Annotated in this window: 18 protein-coding genes; 14 read left to right on the top strand and 4 right to left on the bottom strand. The window is 52.5% G+C overall.

Annotated elements, in window-relative coordinates:
- Positions 1-211: 211 nt before the first annotated feature.
- The 3 genes from ydiJ (at position 212) to ACO7SM_RS12170 (ending at position 3963) form a co-directional block, all read left to right on the top strand.
- Positions 212-3268 carry a D-2-hydroxyglutarate dehydrogenase YdiJ gene (ydiJ, locus tag ACO7SM_RS12180; RefSeq protein ID WP_490467763.1) on the top strand — a complete coding sequence of 1019 codons (3057 nt, stop codon included), beginning with the start codon at positions 212-214 and terminating at the stop codon, positions 3266-3268.
- Positions 3265-3675: a 1,4-dihydroxy-2-naphthoyl-CoA hydrolase gene (gene menI / locus ACO7SM_RS12175; protein WP_490467762.1), complete on the top strand. Its 411-nt coding sequence runs from the start codon at positions 3265-3267 to the stop codon at positions 3673-3675. The genes ydiJ and menI overlap by 4 nt, the downstream gene beginning before the upstream one ends.
- A 99-nt stretch (positions 3676-3774) precedes the next feature.
- Positions 3775-3963, top strand: coding sequence for a YdiH family protein (locus ACO7SM_RS12170; RefSeq protein WP_490467761.1), 189 nt, complete (start codon positions 3775-3777; stop codon positions 3961-3963).
- Positions 3964-4046: 83 nt separating this feature from the next.
- Here the strand turns inward: ACO7SM_RS12170 and ACO7SM_RS12165 are convergent, their stop codons facing one another.
- Positions 4047-4898, bottom strand: coding sequence for a Vmh family MBL fold metallo-hydrolase (locus ACO7SM_RS12165; RefSeq protein ID WP_490467760.1), 852 nt, complete (start codon positions 4896-4898; stop codon positions 4047-4049).
- A gap of 124 nt (positions 4899-5022) precedes the next feature.
- Between ACO7SM_RS12165 and ACO7SM_RS12160 the strand changes: the two genes are divergently transcribed.
- The 8 genes from ACO7SM_RS12160 (at position 5023) to ldtE (ending at position 13155) form a co-directional block, all read left to right on the top strand.
- Positions 5023-5898 carry a LysR family transcriptional regulator gene (locus ACO7SM_RS12160; protein ID WP_490467759.1) on the top strand — a complete coding sequence of 292 codons (876 nt, stop codon included), beginning with the start codon at positions 5023-5025 and terminating at the stop codon, positions 5896-5898.
- Between the two features lie 640 nt (positions 5899-6538).
- A complete protein-coding gene (sufA, locus tag ACO7SM_RS12155) occupies positions 6539-6907 on the top strand; it encodes a Fe-S cluster assembly scaffold SufA (protein ID WP_490467758.1) in 369 nt (122 codons plus the stop codon).
- An 8-nt stretch (positions 6908-6915) separates the two neighbouring features.
- On the top strand, positions 6916-8403 hold the full coding sequence (sufB, locus tag ACO7SM_RS12150; protein WP_490467757.1) for a Fe-S cluster assembly protein SufB: 1488 nt from the start codon (positions 6916-6918) through the stop codon (positions 8401-8403).
- A gap of 9 nt (positions 8404-8412) precedes the next feature.
- Positions 8413-9159: a Fe-S cluster assembly ATPase SufC gene (gene sufC, locus ACO7SM_RS12145; RefSeq protein WP_490467756.1), complete on the top strand. Its 747-nt coding sequence runs from the start codon at positions 8413-8415 to the stop codon at positions 9157-9159.
- The gene (sufD, locus tag ACO7SM_RS12140; protein WP_490467755.1) at positions 9134-10405 is read left to right on the top strand and encodes a Fe-S cluster assembly protein SufD; all 1272 of its coding nucleotides are present in this window, start codon (positions 9134-9136) and stop codon (positions 10403-10405) included. The genes sufC and sufD overlap by 26 nt, the downstream gene beginning before the upstream one ends.
- Positions 10402-11622 carry a cysteine desulfurase SufS gene (gene sufS, locus ACO7SM_RS12135; RefSeq protein ID WP_490467754.1) on the top strand — a complete coding sequence of 407 codons (1221 nt, stop codon included), beginning with the start codon at positions 10402-10404 and terminating at the stop codon, positions 11620-11622. The genes sufD and sufS overlap by 4 nt, the downstream gene beginning before the upstream one ends.
- Before the next feature lie 12 nt (positions 11623-11634).
- The gene (gene sufE / locus ACO7SM_RS12130; RefSeq protein ID WP_490467753.1) at positions 11635-12051 is read left to right on the top strand and encodes a cysteine desulfuration protein SufE; all 417 of its coding nucleotides are present in this window, start codon (positions 11635-11637) and stop codon (positions 12049-12051) included.
- 99 nt (positions 12052-12150) lie between these two features.
- Complete coding sequence (gene ldtE, locus ACO7SM_RS12125; RefSeq protein ID WP_490467752.1) at positions 12151-13155, top strand: L,D-transpeptidase LdtE; 1005 nt, start codon at positions 12151-12153, stop codon at positions 13153-13155.
- A gap of 68 nt (positions 13156-13223) precedes the next feature.
- On the opposite strand, the gene lpp is transcribed toward ldtE, so the two are convergent.
- The 3 genes from lpp to ynhH form a co-directional block, all read right to left on the bottom strand.
- A complete protein-coding gene (gene lpp / locus ACO7SM_RS12120) occupies positions 13224-13460 on the bottom strand; it encodes a murein lipoprotein Lpp (protein WP_001082307.1) in 237 nt (78 codons plus the stop codon).
- Positions 13461-13768: 308 nt separating this feature from the next.
- Complete coding sequence (gene pykF / locus ACO7SM_RS12115) at positions 13769-15190, bottom strand: pyruvate kinase PykF (RefSeq protein WP_203357981.1); 1422 nt, start codon at positions 15188-15190, stop codon at positions 13769-13771.
- Positions 15191-15197: 7 nt separating this feature from the next.
- Positions 15198-15428 carry a protein YnhH gene (ynhH, locus tag ACO7SM_RS12110; RefSeq protein ID WP_490467751.1) on the bottom strand — a complete coding sequence of 77 codons (231 nt, stop codon included), beginning with the start codon at positions 15426-15428 and terminating at the stop codon, positions 15198-15200.
- Positions 15429-15779: 351 nt separating this feature from the next.
- Between ynhH and ACO7SM_RS12105 the strand changes: the two genes are divergently transcribed.
- From ACO7SM_RS12105 to ACO7SM_RS12095, 3 genes are read left to right on the top strand one after another with little or no spacing between them, the layout of a single operon-like run.
- Entirely contained in the window at positions 15780-16802 is a 1023-nt protein-coding gene (locus ACO7SM_RS12105; RefSeq protein WP_490467750.1) for a methionine ABC transporter ATP-binding protein, read from the top strand.
- A complete protein-coding gene (locus tag ACO7SM_RS12100) occupies positions 16795-17463 on the top strand; it encodes a methionine ABC transporter permease (RefSeq protein WP_490467749.1) in 669 nt (222 codons plus the stop codon). Before ACO7SM_RS12105 ends, ACO7SM_RS12100 begins: the two co-directional genes overlap by 8 nt.
- A 21-nt stretch (positions 17464-17484) precedes the next feature.
- Positions 17485-18297 carry a MetQ/NlpA family ABC transporter substrate-binding protein gene (locus tag ACO7SM_RS12095; protein WP_490467748.1) on the top strand — a complete coding sequence of 271 codons (813 nt, stop codon included), beginning with the start codon at positions 17485-17487 and terminating at the stop codon, positions 18295-18297.
- The last annotated feature ends 13 nt before the right edge of the window (positions 18298-18310 follow it).

Below are 18310 nucleotides of genomic sequence, written 5' to 3'. Positions count from 1 at the left end.
TTTGACAGGGTGATTCTGCCTGTAATTCTGCTGAGCGCATATGAAAAAAATGTGATACAACAAATAGTGCAACACGCAAACGATTAGGCGCCGCTCCGTAAGGCTATTTTATTTACCGTTGTGAAGCTGAACAGTCTCTCACTGGCTGTAAAGTAGCCATTATCAGGACAGGCCCAGAGTCCACAACACAGACCGCAGGAAAGGGTCAATAATGATTCCACAAATTTCTCAGGCACCTGGCGTCGTTCAGCTGGTGCTCAATTTTTTGCAGGCACTGGAACAGCAAGGGTTTACGGGGGATACGGCGACCAGTTACGCCGATCGCCTCACAATGTCGACAGATAACAGTATCTATCAACTGCTGCCGGATGCAGTTCTTTTCCCCCGTTCAACGGCAGATGTGGCGCTGGTCGCCCGTCTGGCGGCAGAACCGCGATTCACCTCTCTTGTCTTTACCCCCCGCGGCGGCGGCACTGGCACCAACGGCCAGGCGCTGAATCAGGGCATTATCGTTGATATGTCGCGTTACATGAGCCGTATCATTGAGATTAACCCGGAAGAAGGGTGGGTACGGGTAGAAGCCGGTGTTATCAAAGATCAGTTGAACCAGTATCTGAAACCGTATGGCTATTTCTTTGCCCCGGAGTTGTCGACCAGTAACCGGGCGACGCTGGGGGGGATGATTAATACCGATGCATCCGGCCAGGGATCGCTGGTGTACGGCAAAACGTCCGACCATGTCCTTGGCGTGCGGGCCGTGCTTCTGGGGGGCGACATTCTCGACACCCAGGCACTTCCCGTCGAGCTTGCTGAGACGCTGGGTAAAAGCAATACGACGATAGGGCGTATTTACCATACGGTCTATCAGCGCTGTCGTGAAAACCGTCAGTTGATTATCGATAAATTCCCGAAACTGAACCGGTTTTTAACGGGCTACGATTTACGTCATGTCTTTAATGATGAGATGACGGAGTTCGATTTAACGCGCATCCTGACGGGTTCTGAAGGAACACTTGCCTTCATTACCGAAGCGCGTCTGGATATCACCCCACTGCCTAACGTTCGCCGTCTGGTGAATGTGAAATATGACTCTTTCGATTCTGCGCTCCGCAATGCGTCGTTTATGGTTGAGGCGCGGGCGCTGTCGGTTGAAACCGTCGATTCTAAAGTGCTCAACCTCGCGCGGGAGGACATTGTCTGGCATTCCGTCAGTGAACTTATCACCGATGTGCCGGATAAAGAGATGTTGGGTCTGAACATCGTCGAATTTGCGGGGGATGACGAGGCGTTGATTGACGCGCAGATAGCGGCGCTGTGCGAGCGACTCGATGACTTGATTGCCCGGCAGCAGGCTGGCGTGATCGGCTGGCAGCTTTGTACTGAGCTGGCGGGTGTCGAGCGTATCTACGCGATGCGTAAAAAAGCGGTGGGTTTGTTGGGCAATGCGAAAGGTGCGGCAAAACCGATTCCTTTTGCCGAAGATACCTGCGTACCGCCAGAACATCTTGCTGATTACATTGCCGAATTCCGTGCTTTGCTCGACAGCCATGGTCTGAGCTATGGCATGTTCGGTCACGTTGACGCTGGCGTGTTGCACGTTCGACCTGCACTGGATATGTGCGACCCACAGCAAGAGATACTGATGAAGCAAATCTCTGACGACGTGGTGGCGCTGACGGCAAAATATGGCGGTCTGTTATGGGGCGAACACGGGAAAGGTTTCCGCGCCGAGTACAGCCCGGCATTTTTTGGCGAGCAACTGTACAGTGAACTGCGCAACGTGAAAGCGGCGTTCGACCCGCAAAACCGACTCAACCCTGGGAAGATTTGCCCGCCTGCGGGCGTTGATGCGCCGATGATGAAAGTGGATGCCGTGAAGCGCGGCACCTACGATCGCCAGATCCCGTTAGCGGTGAGACAAGAGTGGCGTGGGGCGATGGAGTGCAACGGCAACGGGCTGTGCTTTAACTTTGATGCCAAAAGCCCGATGTGTCCGTCGATGAAAATCAGTCTTAACCGTATCCACTCCCCGAAAGGGCGCGCAACGCTGGTACGCGAATGGTTACGCCTGTTGGCCGACCGCGGTATTGATCCGGTTAAACTAGAACACGACCTGCCGGAAAAACACGCCAGTTTGCGTACATTGATTGCCCGCACCCGAAACAGTTGGCATGCCCGCAAGGGCGAGTACGATTTCTCGCATGAAGTGAAAGAGGCGATGTCCGGGTGTCTGGCCTGTAAAGCCTGTTCCACGCAATGTCCGATCAAAATCGACGTACCGGAATTCCGTTCGCGTTTCCTGCAGCTCTATCACACGCGCTATCTGCGTCCTTTGCGCGATCATCTGGTGGCGACAGTGGAAACCTATGCGCCGTTGATGGCCCGGGCACCCAAAACGTTCAACTTCTTTATTAATCAACCCATTGTGCGGTCACTTTCCAAAAAACACATTGGGATGGTCGATTTGCCGCTGCTTTCTACGCCGTCACTCCAGCAACACATGGTCGGGCATCGCAGCGCCAATATGACGCTGGAACAGCTTGAGTTGTTAAGTTTCGAGCAAAAATCCCGCACGGTGCTGGTGGTGCAGGATCCATTCACCAGTTATTACGACGCGCAGGTGGTGGCAGACTTCGTCCGACTGGTGGAAAAACTGGGATTGCAGCCGGTGCTGCTGCCTTTCTCGCCGAATGGCAAAGCTCAGCACATCAAAGGCTTCCTCAAACGTTTTGCCAAAACCGCGAAGAAGACGTCAGAGTTTCTCAATCGCGTGGCCGCGTTGGGGATACCGATGGTGGGCGTCGATCCGGCGCTGGTGCTGTGCTATCGCGATGAATATAACCTGGCGCTGGGCGAACAGCGGGGCGATTTCCACGTACAACTGGTTCATGAATGGCTGCCAAAGGTACTCGAGCCAATACAGCCGTTGGCAGTGAGCGGTGAACCCTGGTATTTCTTCGGCCATTGTACCGAAGTGACGGCCTTACCCGGCGCGCCAGCGCAGTGGGGGGCTATTTTTGCCCAATTTGGCGCCAGACTGGAAAATGTCAGCGTCGGGTGCTGCGGGATGGCGGGTACCTATGGGCACGAAGTCAAAAATCATGAGAACTCGCTGGGGATCTACGAGCTTTCATGGCGTCAGGCGATGCAGCGACTGCCGCGCAACCGCTGTCTGGCGACCGGTTATTCCTGCCGGAGTCAGGTCAAGCGTGTTGAAGGCACCGGCGTTCGCCATCCACTACAGGCATTGTTGGAGATTATTGGATGATCTGGAAACGTGAAGTTTCTCTCGACGCGCTTAATGCGATGGGAGAAGGAAACATGGTCGGACTGCTGGATATCCGATTTGAGCATATTGGCGATGATACGCTGGAGGCGACAATGCCTGTGGATCGTCGGACAAAACAGCCTTTTGGCCTGTTGCACGGTGGGGCGTCCGTCGTGCTGGCTGAAAGTATCGGCTCGGTTGCTGGCTACTTGTGTACCCAGGGCGAACAAAGAGTGGTGGGGCTGGAGGTGAACGCCAACCACATTCGTTCCGCTCGCGAAGGGCGCGTGAGGGGCGTGTGCAAAGCGCTGCATACGGGCTCGCGTCATCAGGTCTGGCAAATTGAGATCTTTGATGAACAGGGACGCCTGTGTTGTACTTCACGTCTGACAACGGCTATTTTGTGACAATGTCACTTTAATTATCCGCCTGATTTTGCTTTTGGTCGTAATGTGCACAGTAGAAAGTGATATACTGTGCACGTTTTGAACAAAAGTGAGGATGATATGTCTACCCAATTAGACCCAAGCCAACTGGCCATTGAATTTATTCGCCGCGATAAAACCGAACTTTCCCCCGCGCAGTATCTGAAACGTTTGAAACAACTCGAGCTGGAATTTACCGATTTACTCGCGCTTTCCTCTACTGAGCTTAAAGAAGAAATTTATTTTGCCTGGCGCCTGGGCGTGCATTGATGCCAGACCGCCTGAAAGACGACGGCCTGTAATGCTAAACAGAAAGCCCCGACACGCTCCCGCCGGGGTTATTTTTTATCTGCTCACCACACCATCTCACCGCTGTTGACCTTCGCACTCAATTCAAGAGAACTCTCATCCGCCAACCCCGGCCAGGCGGCTTTTAACGCCTGAATCACGTACGCCGATCCCTTTTTTGCCTCCAGCGCTTTTTCGAAGGACTGCAGATAATCTTGCGTGAAACGGATTGCGCTATCGCCCGCCGGACGTTCGCCAATATAGTGTCCAGGGATCACCTGATCCGGCTTCAGGCTTTGCATTTCAGCGAGGCTGTCGCGCCATGCCGCACGCTGTTTCGCCGATTGCGTATCCGCCGTCCAGACGTGAATGCCGGAAGCAATGCCCGTGCCGCCCAGAATGGTGCGGTTCGCAGGGATCCAGATATAGGCGGCGTAATCATTCGGATGGCGCAGTTCCAGCGTTTCACCATCGAGGGTGAAACGGGTGTCGTGCGTGACCGTTGGCACCGTCACCGCTGTTGGCGCACCGTCTTTCATTTGTGGGCCCCAGAACGCCAGTTTGGCGTCTTTTGTTGCGCGAATATGGTCAACCACGCGAGGCGTCGCCAGGATCTTCACCTCTGGAAAGGCGCTGACCAGCGGTTGTAGACCAAAGTAAAAATCCGGATCGCCGGAGGTAATCACGATGGCTTTCAGTTTTTTGCCCTTTGCCTGAATCATCTTTACCAGTTTTTCGCCGTCTTTGATGTTGAATTGCGCATCAAACAAGATGGCCTCTTTCGGGCCGGAAACCAGCGTAGAAGAAACCGGAAAAAGACCGTTTTCCTGCGGGTTATAAACATCAAGTTGAAGCGGGGCGGCGAGTAACGGCGATGCGGAAAATGACAGCAGCAGTGCCAGCGTTTTAATGTTCATAACAGGGATCCTTATGCAGATGATGTTGTTTTATTTACGCGATGTATTTTAAGCAAATCTCGATCTGTTAAAATTCCTCTATCAGGACATGCTTAGTTTCGTAAAACGATCAGATGAGGCTGGAATGGACAGAGTGATGGCGGCAACGGTGTTTAATCATATCTGCGATCTGGGCAGCCTGAGCGCCGCATCCCGCGCGCTGGGGATCTCAAGACCGATGGTGAGTCGCTATCTGGATGAAATGGAAAAATGGGCGGGCGCCAGACTGATCCATCGTTCATCGCGGCGGTTAACAATTACCCCCGCCGGGGAAGAGGCGCTGGTGAAAACACGCACGCTGGCAAGGTTATCCCTTGATATTGCGGGGGGCACCGGGCGCGAAATTCCTTCCGGAATATTACGCGTTGCTTGTGCGCATTTTACGGCAACCCATGTTCTGGCTCCAATTCTGCCTGACTTTTTAGCGCGTTACCCGGAACTGCGCATTGAGGTTGAAATCAATAATCAACCGGTGAGTCTGGTGGGCGAACGCATTGATGTGGCGATCCGTATTACCGACAATCCTGAACCCGGGACGATAGCTCGCCGACTGGGCGACTGTGAATCCGTCCTTTGCGCTTCACCTGATTATCTGCGCCAGCACGGAACCCCACAGACGCTTGAGGATCTGGCGCATCATAACTGCCTCTATTACAGCGGATTTGCCGGGAAATCCTGGCATTTTCTGAACGCTCAGGGCGAGGCCTTATCGGTGGCTATCAAAGGAAATTTAAGTGCCGGGATCTCCTCGCTCTTATGTGAGGCCGCGCAGGCGGGCATGGGCATTGCGCTGGTGCCGGAAAAAGAGGCTCGCCCGGGGTTAGCACAGGGCGGGTTAATTCGGCTTTTAGGGCAACTGGAGCCACGGCGGCTTGCGGTGTATGGCATGTATCTTTCCCGCGATCATCAGCCGGCAGCATTACGTTTGCTGCTGGACGCGGTGCAGTCCACGATGAGATAAATCTGATTATCGGAGCGATTCAGATGATTATTTGAGCGTCCAGGTGCTTAATATGGCTCATAAATAAAACAAACCGCAATTTGTGTTAAAAAGCCACCGCGATGTTATGAGAGGATTCTTATGCCCCTTCAAGAGCTAAGCCAGAAATGAGTGCCGGAGATAAGCGCCGGATGGGGAAGGCGAACGGTCAGCGCTGTACCGCAGCGCTGACCGTTCGTTGGTCATTTCCTCACTGTTTGCCGTTTCTCTCTTTTTCAACCCTCTTCTTTTAATCTGTTTGCCGACGGTCGCCGTCGAACGCGTCATACCTGTTGTTCCTTCTATTCAGCACGATTCACCATGATGGTAGCTCCGCTACACCAACAGCGTGCCAGTTGCGGCTATTTTATAAATAGGCATTTCCTATACATCTTTTCTGATTTGACCTGCCAGAACGATAACCTCTCTTTTATTCATTATTAATCAAAGCATTGAACAAAATCATCGTTCCCTGTGATCCCGCGTAGCAGGGTCTATGCTTAGTTAACGTAGCCAAAAAGGGCGATTTAACCGAATGCCCCTGCGGATGAGGGGTTGAAGTGATAATCATTATCACTAACATGATGTTATGCCCTGGTGGCTTATGACATGAGGTGAACCTATGGAATTGCATTCAGGAACATTTAACCCGGACGACTTTACCTGGCGCGGATTGACGTTAACGCCCGCCGCGGCAGCGCATATTCGCGAGCTGGTTGATAAGCAACCGGGTATGCAGGGTGTGCGTTTAGGCGTGAAGCAAACCGGGTGTGCAGGGTTTGGCTATGTGCTGGCGACGGTCAGTGAACCGCACAATGACGATCTGCTGTTCGAATTCGATGGCGCGAAACTGTATGTGCCGTTGCAGGCAATGCCGTTTATCGACGGAACGGAAGTCGATTTTGTGCGTGAAGGATTAAATCAAATATTCAAATTTCACAACCCGAAAGCGCAGAATGAATGTGGCTGCGGCGAAAGCTTTGGGGTATAGGCGGTACTATGTCTCGTAATACTGAAGCGACCGACGATGTCAAAACCTGGACGGGCGGGCACCTCAACTATAAAGAGGGGTTCTTCACCCAGTTGCAAACTGACGAGCTGGAAAAAGGCATTAATGAAGAGGTGGTGCGCGCTATTTCTGCAAAACGCCATGAGCCGGAATGGATGCTCGAATTTCGCCTCAATGCGTTTCGCGCGTGGCTTGAAATGGAGGAGCCGCACTGGCTTAAAGCGCATTACGACAAACTGAATTATCAGGAATACAGCTATTACTCGGCCCCCTCGTGCGGAAACTGCGACGACACCTGCGCCTCTGAACCCGGGGCGGTACAGCAGACAGGGCCGAATGCCTTTTTAAGCAAAGAGGTGGAGGATGCTTTCGCCCAGCTAGGCGTGCCGGTGCATGAAGGGAGCAATGTGGCGGTGGATGCCATTTTCGACTCCGTTTCTGTGGCCACCACCTACCGTGAAAAACTGGCGGAACAGGGCATCATCTTCTGCTCTTTTGGCGAAGCGATTCACGACCATCCTGAACTGGTAAGGAAATACCTCGGGACTGTGGTTCCGGGGAATGACAACTTTTTTGCGGCGCTTAACGCTGCCGTGGCGTCCGATGGCACCTTTATCTATGTGCCGAAAGGTGTGCGCTGCCCGATGGAGCTTTCCACCTATTTCCGTATTAATGCGGAAAAAACCGGCCAGTTTGAACGCACTATTCTGGTGGCGGAGGAAGGGAGCTACGTGAGCTATATCGAAGGGTGCTCTGCGCCGGTTCGCGACAGCTATCAACTTCATGCGGCAGTGGTCGAAGTGATCATCCACAAAGACGCGGAAGTGAAATACTCGACGGTACAAAACTGGTTCCCCGGCGATAACAACACCGGCGGTATTCTGAACTTTGTGACCAAGCGTGCGCTGTGCGAAGGGGAAAATAGCAAGATGTCGTGGACCCAGTCGGAAACCGGCTCGGCCATTACCTGGAAATACCCGAGCTGCATTCTGCGCGGCGACAACTCCATCGGTGAATTCTACTCCGTCGCATTAACCAGCGGTTATCAGCAGGCGGATACCGGCACCAAAATGATCCACATCGGTAAAAATACCCGCTCAACCATTATCTCGAAAGGGATCTCCGCAGGGCATAGCCAGAACAGTTATCGCGGGTTGGTGAAGATCATGCCAACCGCGACCAACGCGCGAAACTTTACCCAGTGTGACTCGATGCTTATCGGTACGGACTGCGGCGCGCATACCTTCCCGTATGTTGAATGCCGAAATAACAGCGCCCAACTGGAGCACGAGGCGACCACCTCGCGCATTGGTGAAGACCAGTTGTTTTACTGTCTGCAACGCGGGATCAGCGAAGAAGATGCCATCTCCATGATCGTCAACGGTTTCTGTAAGGATGTCTTCTCCGAATTGCCGCTGGAGTTTGCGGTTGAAGCGCAAAAATTGCTGGCGATTAGCCTTGAACACAGCGTTGGATAAGGAAAGCTCATGTTAAGCATTAAAGATTTACAGGTCAGTGTTGAAGATAACGCGATCCTGCGGGGCGTGAATCTTGAGATCCGCCCCGGAGAGGTGCACGCCATTATGGGGCCTAATGGTTCCGGAAAGAGCACCTTATCCGCTACGCTTGCCGGTCGTGAAGATTATGAAGTCACTCAGGGGACGGTCGAATTTAAAGGAAAAGATCTTCTCGAACTGTCGCCGGAGGCAAGGGCGGGTGAAGGGATTTTCATGGCATTCCAGTATCCGGTGGAGATCCCCGGCGTCAGTAACCAGTTCTTTCTGCAAACCGCGCTCAATGCGGTGCGCAGTTACCGGGGAGAAGAGTCCCTCGATCGCTTTGATTTTCAGGATCTGATGGAAGAAAAAATGGCGCTCCTGAAGATGCCGGAAGATTTGTTAACACGCTCCGTGAACGTCGGTTTCTCGGGGGGTGAGAAAAAGCGTAATGACATTTTGCAGATGGCCGTACTGGAGCCGGAACTGTGCATCCTTGATGAGTCTGATTCCGGGCTGGATATTGATGCGCTAAAAATTGTCGCTGATGGGGTCAACGCCCTGCGTGACGGGAAACGCGCGTTCATTATTGTCACTCACTATCAGCGTATTCTCGACTATATCAAGCCCGACTACGTTCACGTTTTGTATCAGGGGCGGATTGTGAAGTCCGGTGATTTCACTCTGGTCAAACAACTGGAGGAGCAGGGATATGGCTGGCTTAGTGAACAGCAGTAGCGTGCTGCAACAATGGCATCGCCTGTTTGAAGCGCAGGGAGAATCGCGCTCAGAACATGCCCAGCTGCATCTGCAACAAATGCTGCGTCTGGGGTTGCCGACGCGTAAGCAAGAGAACTGGAAATACACACCGCTTGAAGGATTGACCAACAGCACGTTTGTCAGCCGCGTTGCTGAGATAACCTCGGCTCAATGCGAGGCGCTGGCATTAGGCATTGATGCTATTCGCCTGGTGTTCGTTGATGGTCAATTTAGCTCATTGCTTAGCGACAGCACAGAAGGCAGCGGCTTTGAGGTCACGTTCAATGATGACCCGCAAACCTGGGTTGCGCCGATTCAGCCGGATGTGTTCCTGCATTTGACCGAAAGTCTCGCCCAGCGCGGCAGCCATATTCGCGTGAAACGCCATCAACGGCCAGTGAAACCCCTGCTGCTGATGCATATCACGCAAGGCGTGGAGGGTGATGACGTGAATACCGCACATTATCGCCATCACCTTGATCTGGGCGAAGGTGCAGAGGCTACGATTATTGAGCACTATGTCAGCCTCGATGACGCGCGTCATTTCACCGGGGCGCGCTTAACGATGAACGTCGGTGCGAATGCGCATCTGCACCACATCAAGCTGGTGTTTGAAAACCCGGCGAGCCACCACTTTGCCCACAACGATCTTCGGCTGGCGGGCGATGCCACGGCGCACAGTCACAGCTTCCTGCTAGGCGATGCCGTGCTGCGCCACAATACCAGTACGCAGCTTAACGGCGAAAATACCACCCTTCGGATCAACAGTCTGGCGATGCCGGTGAAAAATGAAGTGTGCGATACCCGAACCTGGCTGGAACACAACAAGGGCTACTGCAACAGCCGTCAGTTGCATAAAACCATCGTCAGCGATAAAGGCAGGGCCGTCTTTAATGGCGTGATTACCGTGGCGCAGCACGCGATCAAAACCGACGGACAGATGACCAATAACAACTTGCTGCTGGGCAAACTCGCTGAAGTCGATACGAAGCCGCAATTAGAAATTTATGCCGATGATGTGAAGTGCAGTCACGGGGCAACGGTAGGACGTATCGATAATGAGCAGATGTTCTATTTACGCTCGCGGGGTATTGGGCAGCAGGATGCGCAACAGATGATCCTTTATGCATTTGCCGCAGAGCTGACGGAAGTTCTCGGTGATGATGTGCTTAAACAACAGGTGCTGGCGCGAATAGGTCTTCGCCTGCCGGGAGGCGTAGCATGAGTTTCTCCATCGAAAAAGTACGGGCGGACTTTCCTGTCCTGACGCGTGAGGTCAATGGCATGCCGTTGGCCTATCTGGACAGCGCGGCAAGTGCGCAAAAGCCCAATCAGGTTATTGATGCCGAGGCCGAATTTTATCGACACGGCTATGCGGCGGTTCACCGTGGTATTCACACGTTGAGTGCGCAGGCCACGGAAAGAATGGAAAACGTACGTAAGCAGGCGTCGCTGTTTATTAATGCCCGATCCGCCGAAGAATTAGTGTTTGTTCGCGGCACAACGGAAGGCATTAACCTGGTGGCTAACAGTTGGGGAAACAGCCATATACGCGCAGGCGACAACATTATTATCAGCGAGATGGAACACCACGCCAACATCGTGCCGTGGCAGATGCTCTGTTCGCGCGTCGGGGCGGAACTGCGGGTGATCCCGCTAAACCAGGACGGCACGTTGCAACTGGATGTGCTGGACACCCTGTTTGACGACAAAACGCAGTTACTGGCGATTACGCACGTCTCCAATGTGCTGGGGACGGAGAATCCATTGCCGGAAATGATTGCGCTCGCCCATCAGTACGGTGCGAAAGTGCTGGTGGATGGCGCGCAGGCGGTGATGCATCACAAGGTCGATGTGCAGGCGCTGGACTGCGATTTCTATGTCTTTTCCGGGCATAAATTGTATGGGCCGACGGGCATCGGCGTGTTGTATGTCAAAGAGGCGCTGTTGCAGGAAATGCCGCCGTGGGAAGGCGGAGGGTCGATGATCGCCACTGTTAGCCTAACGCAGGGAACCACCTGGGCGAAAGCCCCCTGGCGTTTTGAGGCGGGTACGCCAAATACCGGCGGCATCGTCGGACTCGGTGCGGCAATAGAGTATGTTTCAGCGCTGGGGCTCGCGAACATCAGCGAGTATGAACAGAATTTAATGCACTATGCGCTGGAGCAACTGGCTGATGTGCCGGAACTGACGTTGTACGGCCCGGACAATCGGCTTGGCGTTATCGCATTCAATCTCGGTAAACATCACGCCTATGATGTGGGGAGTTTTCTGGATAACTACGGCATTGCTGTGCGTACCGGGCATCATTGTGCGATGCCGCTGATGGCGTTCTATCGCGTTCCTGCCATGTGTCGGGCGTCTCTGGCAATGTATAACACCCATGAAGAAGTGGATCGTCTGGCGACAGGACTGACACGTATTCACCGTCTGCTGGGGTAACAGGGAGACGCTATGGCTGCGCTACCGGATAAAGAAAAATTGTTGCGTAATTTTCAGCGTTGCGCTAATTGGGAAGAGAAGTATCTGTACATCATTGAATTGGGACAGCGTCTGCCGGAATTAACAGAGCAGGATCGTAACCCGGAAAACAGCATTCAAGGGTGTCAGAGTCAGGTATGGATCGTTATGCGTCAGAATGCTGAAGGCATTATTGAGTTGCAGGGCGACAGTGATGCGGCAATTGTGAAGGGGCTTATCGGCGTTGTGTTCATTTTGTACGACCAGATGACCGCCCAGGATATTGTGAATTTTGATGTGCGACCGTGGTTTGAAAAAATGGCGCTTGCACAGCATTTGACACCTTCCCGTTCGCAGGGGCTGGAGGCAATGATCCGCGCTATCCGCACCAAAGCCGTCACTATTGGCTAAACTCAATACACAGCTTTCATCCTGTTAGGCAAGGCGATGCTTTGCCTTGTCGGACGTTCAGCCTTCTGGCTCATAGCCAGTGAATACAGGAGTTTGGGTATGAAACGCGTGTCTCTCATTACTATTACACTTTTTGGCGCTTACAGCGCCTTACAGGCAGCCTGGGCGGTGGATTATCCATTACCGCCAGCAGGAAGTCGTCTGGTTGGGCAAAATCAAACGTACACCGTTCAGGAAGGCGATAAGAATTTACAGGCGATTGCCCGGCGTTTCGATACCGCCGCGATGCTGATCCTGGAAGCGAATAACACCATTGCTCCCGTTCCTAAAGCCGGAACGCTGATTACCATCCCCTCTCAATTGTTATTACCGGATGCTCCGCGCGAAGGCATTATTGTGAATCTGGCGGAACTGCGGCTCTACTATTATCCGCCAGGTGAGAACCTGGTACAGGTGTTCCCGATAGGTATTGGTTTGCAGGGGCTTGAAACGCCGGTGATGGAAACCCGTGTCGGCCAAAAGATCCCTAACCCGACATGGACACCGACGCCAGGCATCCGTAAGCGTTCTCTGGAGCGTGGTATTACGCTGCCGCCCGTGGTTCCTGCCGGGCCCAATAACCCGTTGGGACGCTATGCGCTGCGTCTGGCGCATGGTCACGGCGAGTATCTCATTCATGGCACCAGTGCGCCGGACAGCGTCGGTCTGCGGGTGAGCTCCGGTTGCATCCGTATGAATGCGCCTGACATTAAGGCCTTATTCGCTCAGGTCAGAACAGGAACGCCGGTCAAGGTTATCAACGAACCGGTGAAATACTCCGTTGAGCCTAACGGTATACGTTATGTTGAAGTTCATCGGCCACTGTCGCCGGAAGAAGAACAAAACGTACAGACCATGCCCTATGTGCTGCCAGCGGGTTTTAGCCAGTTCAAAGCAGACAAGAACGTGGATCATGGGCTGGTAGAGAAAGCGTTGTATCGTCGTGCGGGATATCCTGTGGCCGTCAGTGCCAGTCAGACGTCGGTTGCGAGTAATGTCTCAACGGTTGACTCTGCGCAGAACGGGAAAGCGGGGAATGATACGGGGCAGCGTGTGACGCAGTAACAGGGAAGGATGAGTAACAGACAAAAAAATGGCGCACAATGTGCGCCATTTTTATTACACAGGTACTATTACTTACGGTATTTAGTAGCCTGGTTGTCCAGACGCTGGTTAGCGCGAGCTGCGTCGTCTTTAGCAGCCTGAACGTCGGAACGCATTGCGTTCACGTCGTTGCTCAGCTGGTCAACTTTAGCGTTCAGAGTCTGAACGTCAGAAGACAGCTGATCGATTTTAGCGTTGCTGGAGCAACCTGCCAGCAGAGTAGAACCCAGGATTACCGCGCCCAGTACCAGTTTAGTACGATTCATTATTAATACCCTCTAGATTGAGTTAATCTCCATGTAGCGTTACAAGTATTACACAAAGCTTTTTAGGTTGAGAATATTTTTTTGATGTTAATGCACTTATTTTTGATCGTTCGCTCAAAGAAGCACCGAAATGAGCAAAATCATCTAAAAAACCGAGTGAAAACAGAATGCTTCCATCGGATTCATCTTAGATAATCAGTAATTAGATAGCGAAATCCGATTTGATTTTTTATTAATAGTAGCTATTGATAAAATAAAAAAAGCGCCACAAGGGCGCTTTTTAAACAAATTAATTCACACAGGAATTATTACAGCACGTGAACAGATGCCGTGTTGGTGGTGCCGCTTGGTACCAGTGCACCGGAAACCATGACCACAACATCGCCTTTCTGTGCCAGACCACGGTCAACCAGCTCCAGAGCCACTTCTTTACCCAGACGATAGAAATCATCCGTAGAAGCAATTTCTTTCACCAGGTGTGGGATAACCCCTTTGCTCAGCACCAGTTGACGCGCGGTGGTTTCATTGGTGGTCAGCGCCAGGATGGTCGCATCCGGGAAGTATTTACGCACTGCACGTGCAGATTTACCGCCACGGGTCGCAACAACGATCAGCGGAGCTTCCAGTTTTTCTGCGGTTTCGACTGCGCCACGGCACACTGCTTCAGTGATACGCAGTTTACGGCTGTCGTTATTGTAGTCCAGACGGCTGGTCATTACGCGGTCGGTACGTTCGCAGATGGTCGCCATGATGGAGACGGCTTCCAGCGGGTATTTACCTTTTGCGGATTCGCCAGACAGCATAACTGCGTCGGTACCGTCGAGGATGGCGTTAGCCACGTCGCCTGCTTCTGCGCGGGTTGGGCGTGGGTTTTTGATCATGGAGTCCAGCATCTGCGTTGCCGTGATAACCACTTTACGCGCGCGGACACATTTCTCGATCATCATCTTCTGCGCGAAGATCACTTCTTCAACCGGGATTTCTACACCCAGATCGCCACGAGCAACCATGATGCCGTCAGACGCTTCGAGGATTTCGTCGAAGTTGTTCAGGCCTTCCTGGTTTTCGATTTTGGAGATGATCTGGATCTTCTCGCCGCCGTGCGCTTTCAGGTGCTCACGGATTTCAACGACGTCGGAACGCTTACGGATGAAGGACGCGGCAACGAAGTCAACGCCTTGCTCACAACCGAAGATCAGATCCTGTTTGTCTTTCTCAGCCAGTGCTGGCAGTGCGATAGAAACGCCCGGCAGGTTTACACCTTTGTTTTCACCCAGGTCGCCATTGTTCAGAACTTTACAGATAACGTTGTTACCTTCGATCGCGGTCACTTCCATGCCGATCAGACCATCGTCAACCAGAACGGTGTTGCCTACGCTCAGGTCAGTGGTGAAACCTTCGTAAGTCACTGCAACGATTTCGTTGTTACCGACCACGGTTTTGTCGGTGGTGAACGTGAAGGTCTGGCCCGCTTTCAGAGAAACATCGTTACCGCCTTCCAGCTTAATGGTACGGATTTCCGGACCTTTCGTGTCGAGCAGGATAGCGGCTTTTTTGCCGGTTTTGCTCATCACGTTGCGCAAGTTCTGGATACGCTGACCATGCTCTGCATAATCGCCGTGAGAGAAGTTCAGACGCATGACGTTCATGCCCGCGTCCAGCATTTTGCTTAACATCTCTTCAGATTCGGTTTTCGGGCCGATGGTGCAAACAATTTTCGTCTTTTTCATGACAGTCTTAGTCTTTAAGTTGAGAAGGATATGGAAATCTGGCTTCGGGGGCGCACGGCCAAGAAGCTAAACCTGTGTTGCGAAAGTGGTGATACATCGCTCTAAGGATAGGTGACATCGAAGGAGCGTGCAGAAGAATGTGTGCTCGTGTTTCAGCCCAACGGGAAGGGGGTAATGTTAGTCGTTGAGTTTTATAGTGCAATCTGCTGAAACCATTCAAGAGACAATTGGCGCGCATTATACGCTGAAGTTTATCCAAAAGGAAAATGAAAACAGGGTTTCAAAAATCTTCTGTGCAAATTCACAACAAATTGTTATTAGGGCGTTAATACCCGCGTCAAGACTGACCCTCCAGGAGGCGAAAGTGTTGCGCAACAGGGGCAATCTTATGCTTTAGCATTACAAAAATAGTGCTAAAGCCTGAATTTACGCTCGCACGATGACAGTTATTCCCTGAAGTTATAACAAATTCTTTTTTAATCATTTTAAAGCGTATCAGCTCTGATTACACTCATTTGGACATCCATACTGCTAAACAGCGAAAGGCACTGGCAGGATAACCATCAGCAGCAGCGGATACGATAACGATATGATCGCGTTGAAAAATATTTCGAAAGTGTTTACGCCCGGCAACCATACGATCACCGCCGTGGATAACGTCAATTTGACGGTTGAACAGGGGCAAATTTACGGAATCATCGGCTACAGCGGTGCCGGAAAAAGCACGCTGATTCGGTTACTCAATGGGCTTGAAAAACCGACTGCTGGCAGCGTCACCATCAATGGGCAGGTTATCTCCCAGGCGAAAGGGGAATCCCTGCGCCAGGCACGGCTAAAAATCAGCATGGTGTTTCAGCACTTTAATCTGCTGTGGTCGCGCACTGTCAGCGAAAACATTGCCTTCTCGATGCAAATTGCCGGCGCGCCAAAGGCGAAGATCAACACCCGGGTAGCGGAATTGATTGAGCTTGTCGGCTTAACCGGACGCGAAAACGCGTACCCGTCGCAATTGAGCGGCGGGCAAAAACAGCGCGTGGGCATTGCGCGGGCTCTGGCAAATCGTCCGGATGTGTTGTTGTGCGATGAAGCCACGTCGGCACTGGATCCACAAACCACCGATCAAATTCTCGATCTGTTACTCGATATCAACCGTCGTTTCCAACTGACGATTGTGCTGATTACCCATGAAATGCACGTGGTACGCAAAATCTGCGATCGCGTGGCGGTGATGGAGAATGGTCGGGTTGTGGAAGAAGGGGATGTGTTGACCGTTTTTACCCATCCGCAGCAGCCCATCACCCGACAGTTTGTCCGTCAGGTCAACCAGTATGCCGAGGACGATGCCTTTAACCCTTTGCTGGCGAGTGAATTAGGCGGCTCGGTAATTAAGTTGACCTTTACCGGTCACAGCACGCATCAACCGGTAGTCGGGGAACTGACCCTGCGCTACGGCCTGCCTTTCAATATTTTGCACGGCAAGATGACGCAAACCGCGCATGGCGTGTTTGGGGAACTGTGGTTGCATGTCGTGGCAACCGAAGAGCAACTGAACAATATACTGGCGGATCTGGGGCGCAGTGGGATCGAAAGCGAGGTGATTCAACATGGCTGAGACGCTGTTTCCTCACCTCCGGTGGGAGCAACTGTGGGCGGCAACCCAGGAAACGCTCTACATGACTGCGCTTTCAGGGGCTGCCACCTTTGCGCTTGGCATCGTTCTGGGGCTGGCGTTATTCCTGACCGCCCGCGGCGGGCTGTACCCACATCGCGCGCTCTATAGTGCTATCTCCCTTGTGGTGAACGTGTTTCGCTCTATTCCGTTCATCATATTGATTGTACTACTGATTCCATTCACTAAATCATTAGTGGGGACCATTCTTGGCGCCAACGCGGCGCTTCCCGCGCTGATCGTCGGTGCAGCGCCTTTTTATGCGCGTCTGGTGGAGATAGCACTTCGCGAGGTCGACAAGGGGGTGATTGAGGCCACGCGCGCAATGGGCGCTCGTCCAGCCACGCTTATTTTTCGGGTTTTACTGCCTGAGTCATCACCTGCGTTAGTGTCCGGGATCACCGTGACGCTGATTGCGCTGGTTAGCTATAGCGCGATGGCAGGAGTGATTGGCGCGGGCGGCTTAGGGAATCTGGCCTATCTGGAGGGATTCCAGCGCAACCACAGCGACGTCACGCTGGTGGCGACGGTGGCCATTTTGCTCATCGTCTTCATCATCCAGTTCTGCGGCGATGTGATCACATCACTGCTCGATAAACGCTAATAAAATAGGGAAACCTGCATCATGAAAAAAACACTGACATTACTCGCCGTCGCAACCTTAAGCGCCCTGAGCTTTGCCTCCTGGGCAGATACCCTGACCGTTGGCGCGTCTAACGTTCCACATGCTGAAATTCTCGAGCAGGCGAAACCTATCCTCGCCAAACAGGGGATCGAACTGAAGATCCAACCTTTCCAGGATTACATCCTGCCCAATACGGCCCTGGCCGGGCGCGAGATTGATGCGAACTACTTCCAGCATATTCCGTATCTGAACAGTGTTCTGAAGGATCATGCAGGGGATAAAACCTATGATTTTGTCAGCGCAGGGGCGATTCATATTGAGCCTATCGGCATTTACTCAAAGAAATTCAAATCGCTGAAAGACCTGCCGGAAGGCGGCAAAATTATCATGCGTGATGCGGTTTCTGAAGAGGGGCGCATCCTGTCGATTTTTGAAAAAGAAGGGGTGATCACACTGAAGCCAGGCGTGGATAAAGTGTCTGCCCGCATCAGCGACATTGTTGATAATCCTAAGAAACTGAAGTTCCTGCCAAACGTTGAAGCGGCGCTGTTACCGCAAATGTATAACAATGATGAAGGCGACGCGGTGGTCATCAACGCTAACTATGCGATTGATGCCGGTCTGGATCCGGTACACGATCCGATTGCGGTGGAAAGTGGCGAAAATAACCCGTACGCCAACATCATTACCGTGCATCGCGGCGATGAGAAGAAGAAGGATATTGTGGCGCTGGTTGACGTGCTGCACTCTCAGGCGATTCAGGACTGGATCCGCACCAAATATAAAGGCGCGGTGATCCCGGTCAATAACTGACAGATTCTGTACC

The sequence above is a fragment of the Citrobacter sp. LJND-P06 genome (genome assembly GCF_058188415.1).
The sequence above is the reverse complement of the archived record's forward strand: the minus strand, read 5'-3'. Positions and strand labels throughout refer to the sequence as shown.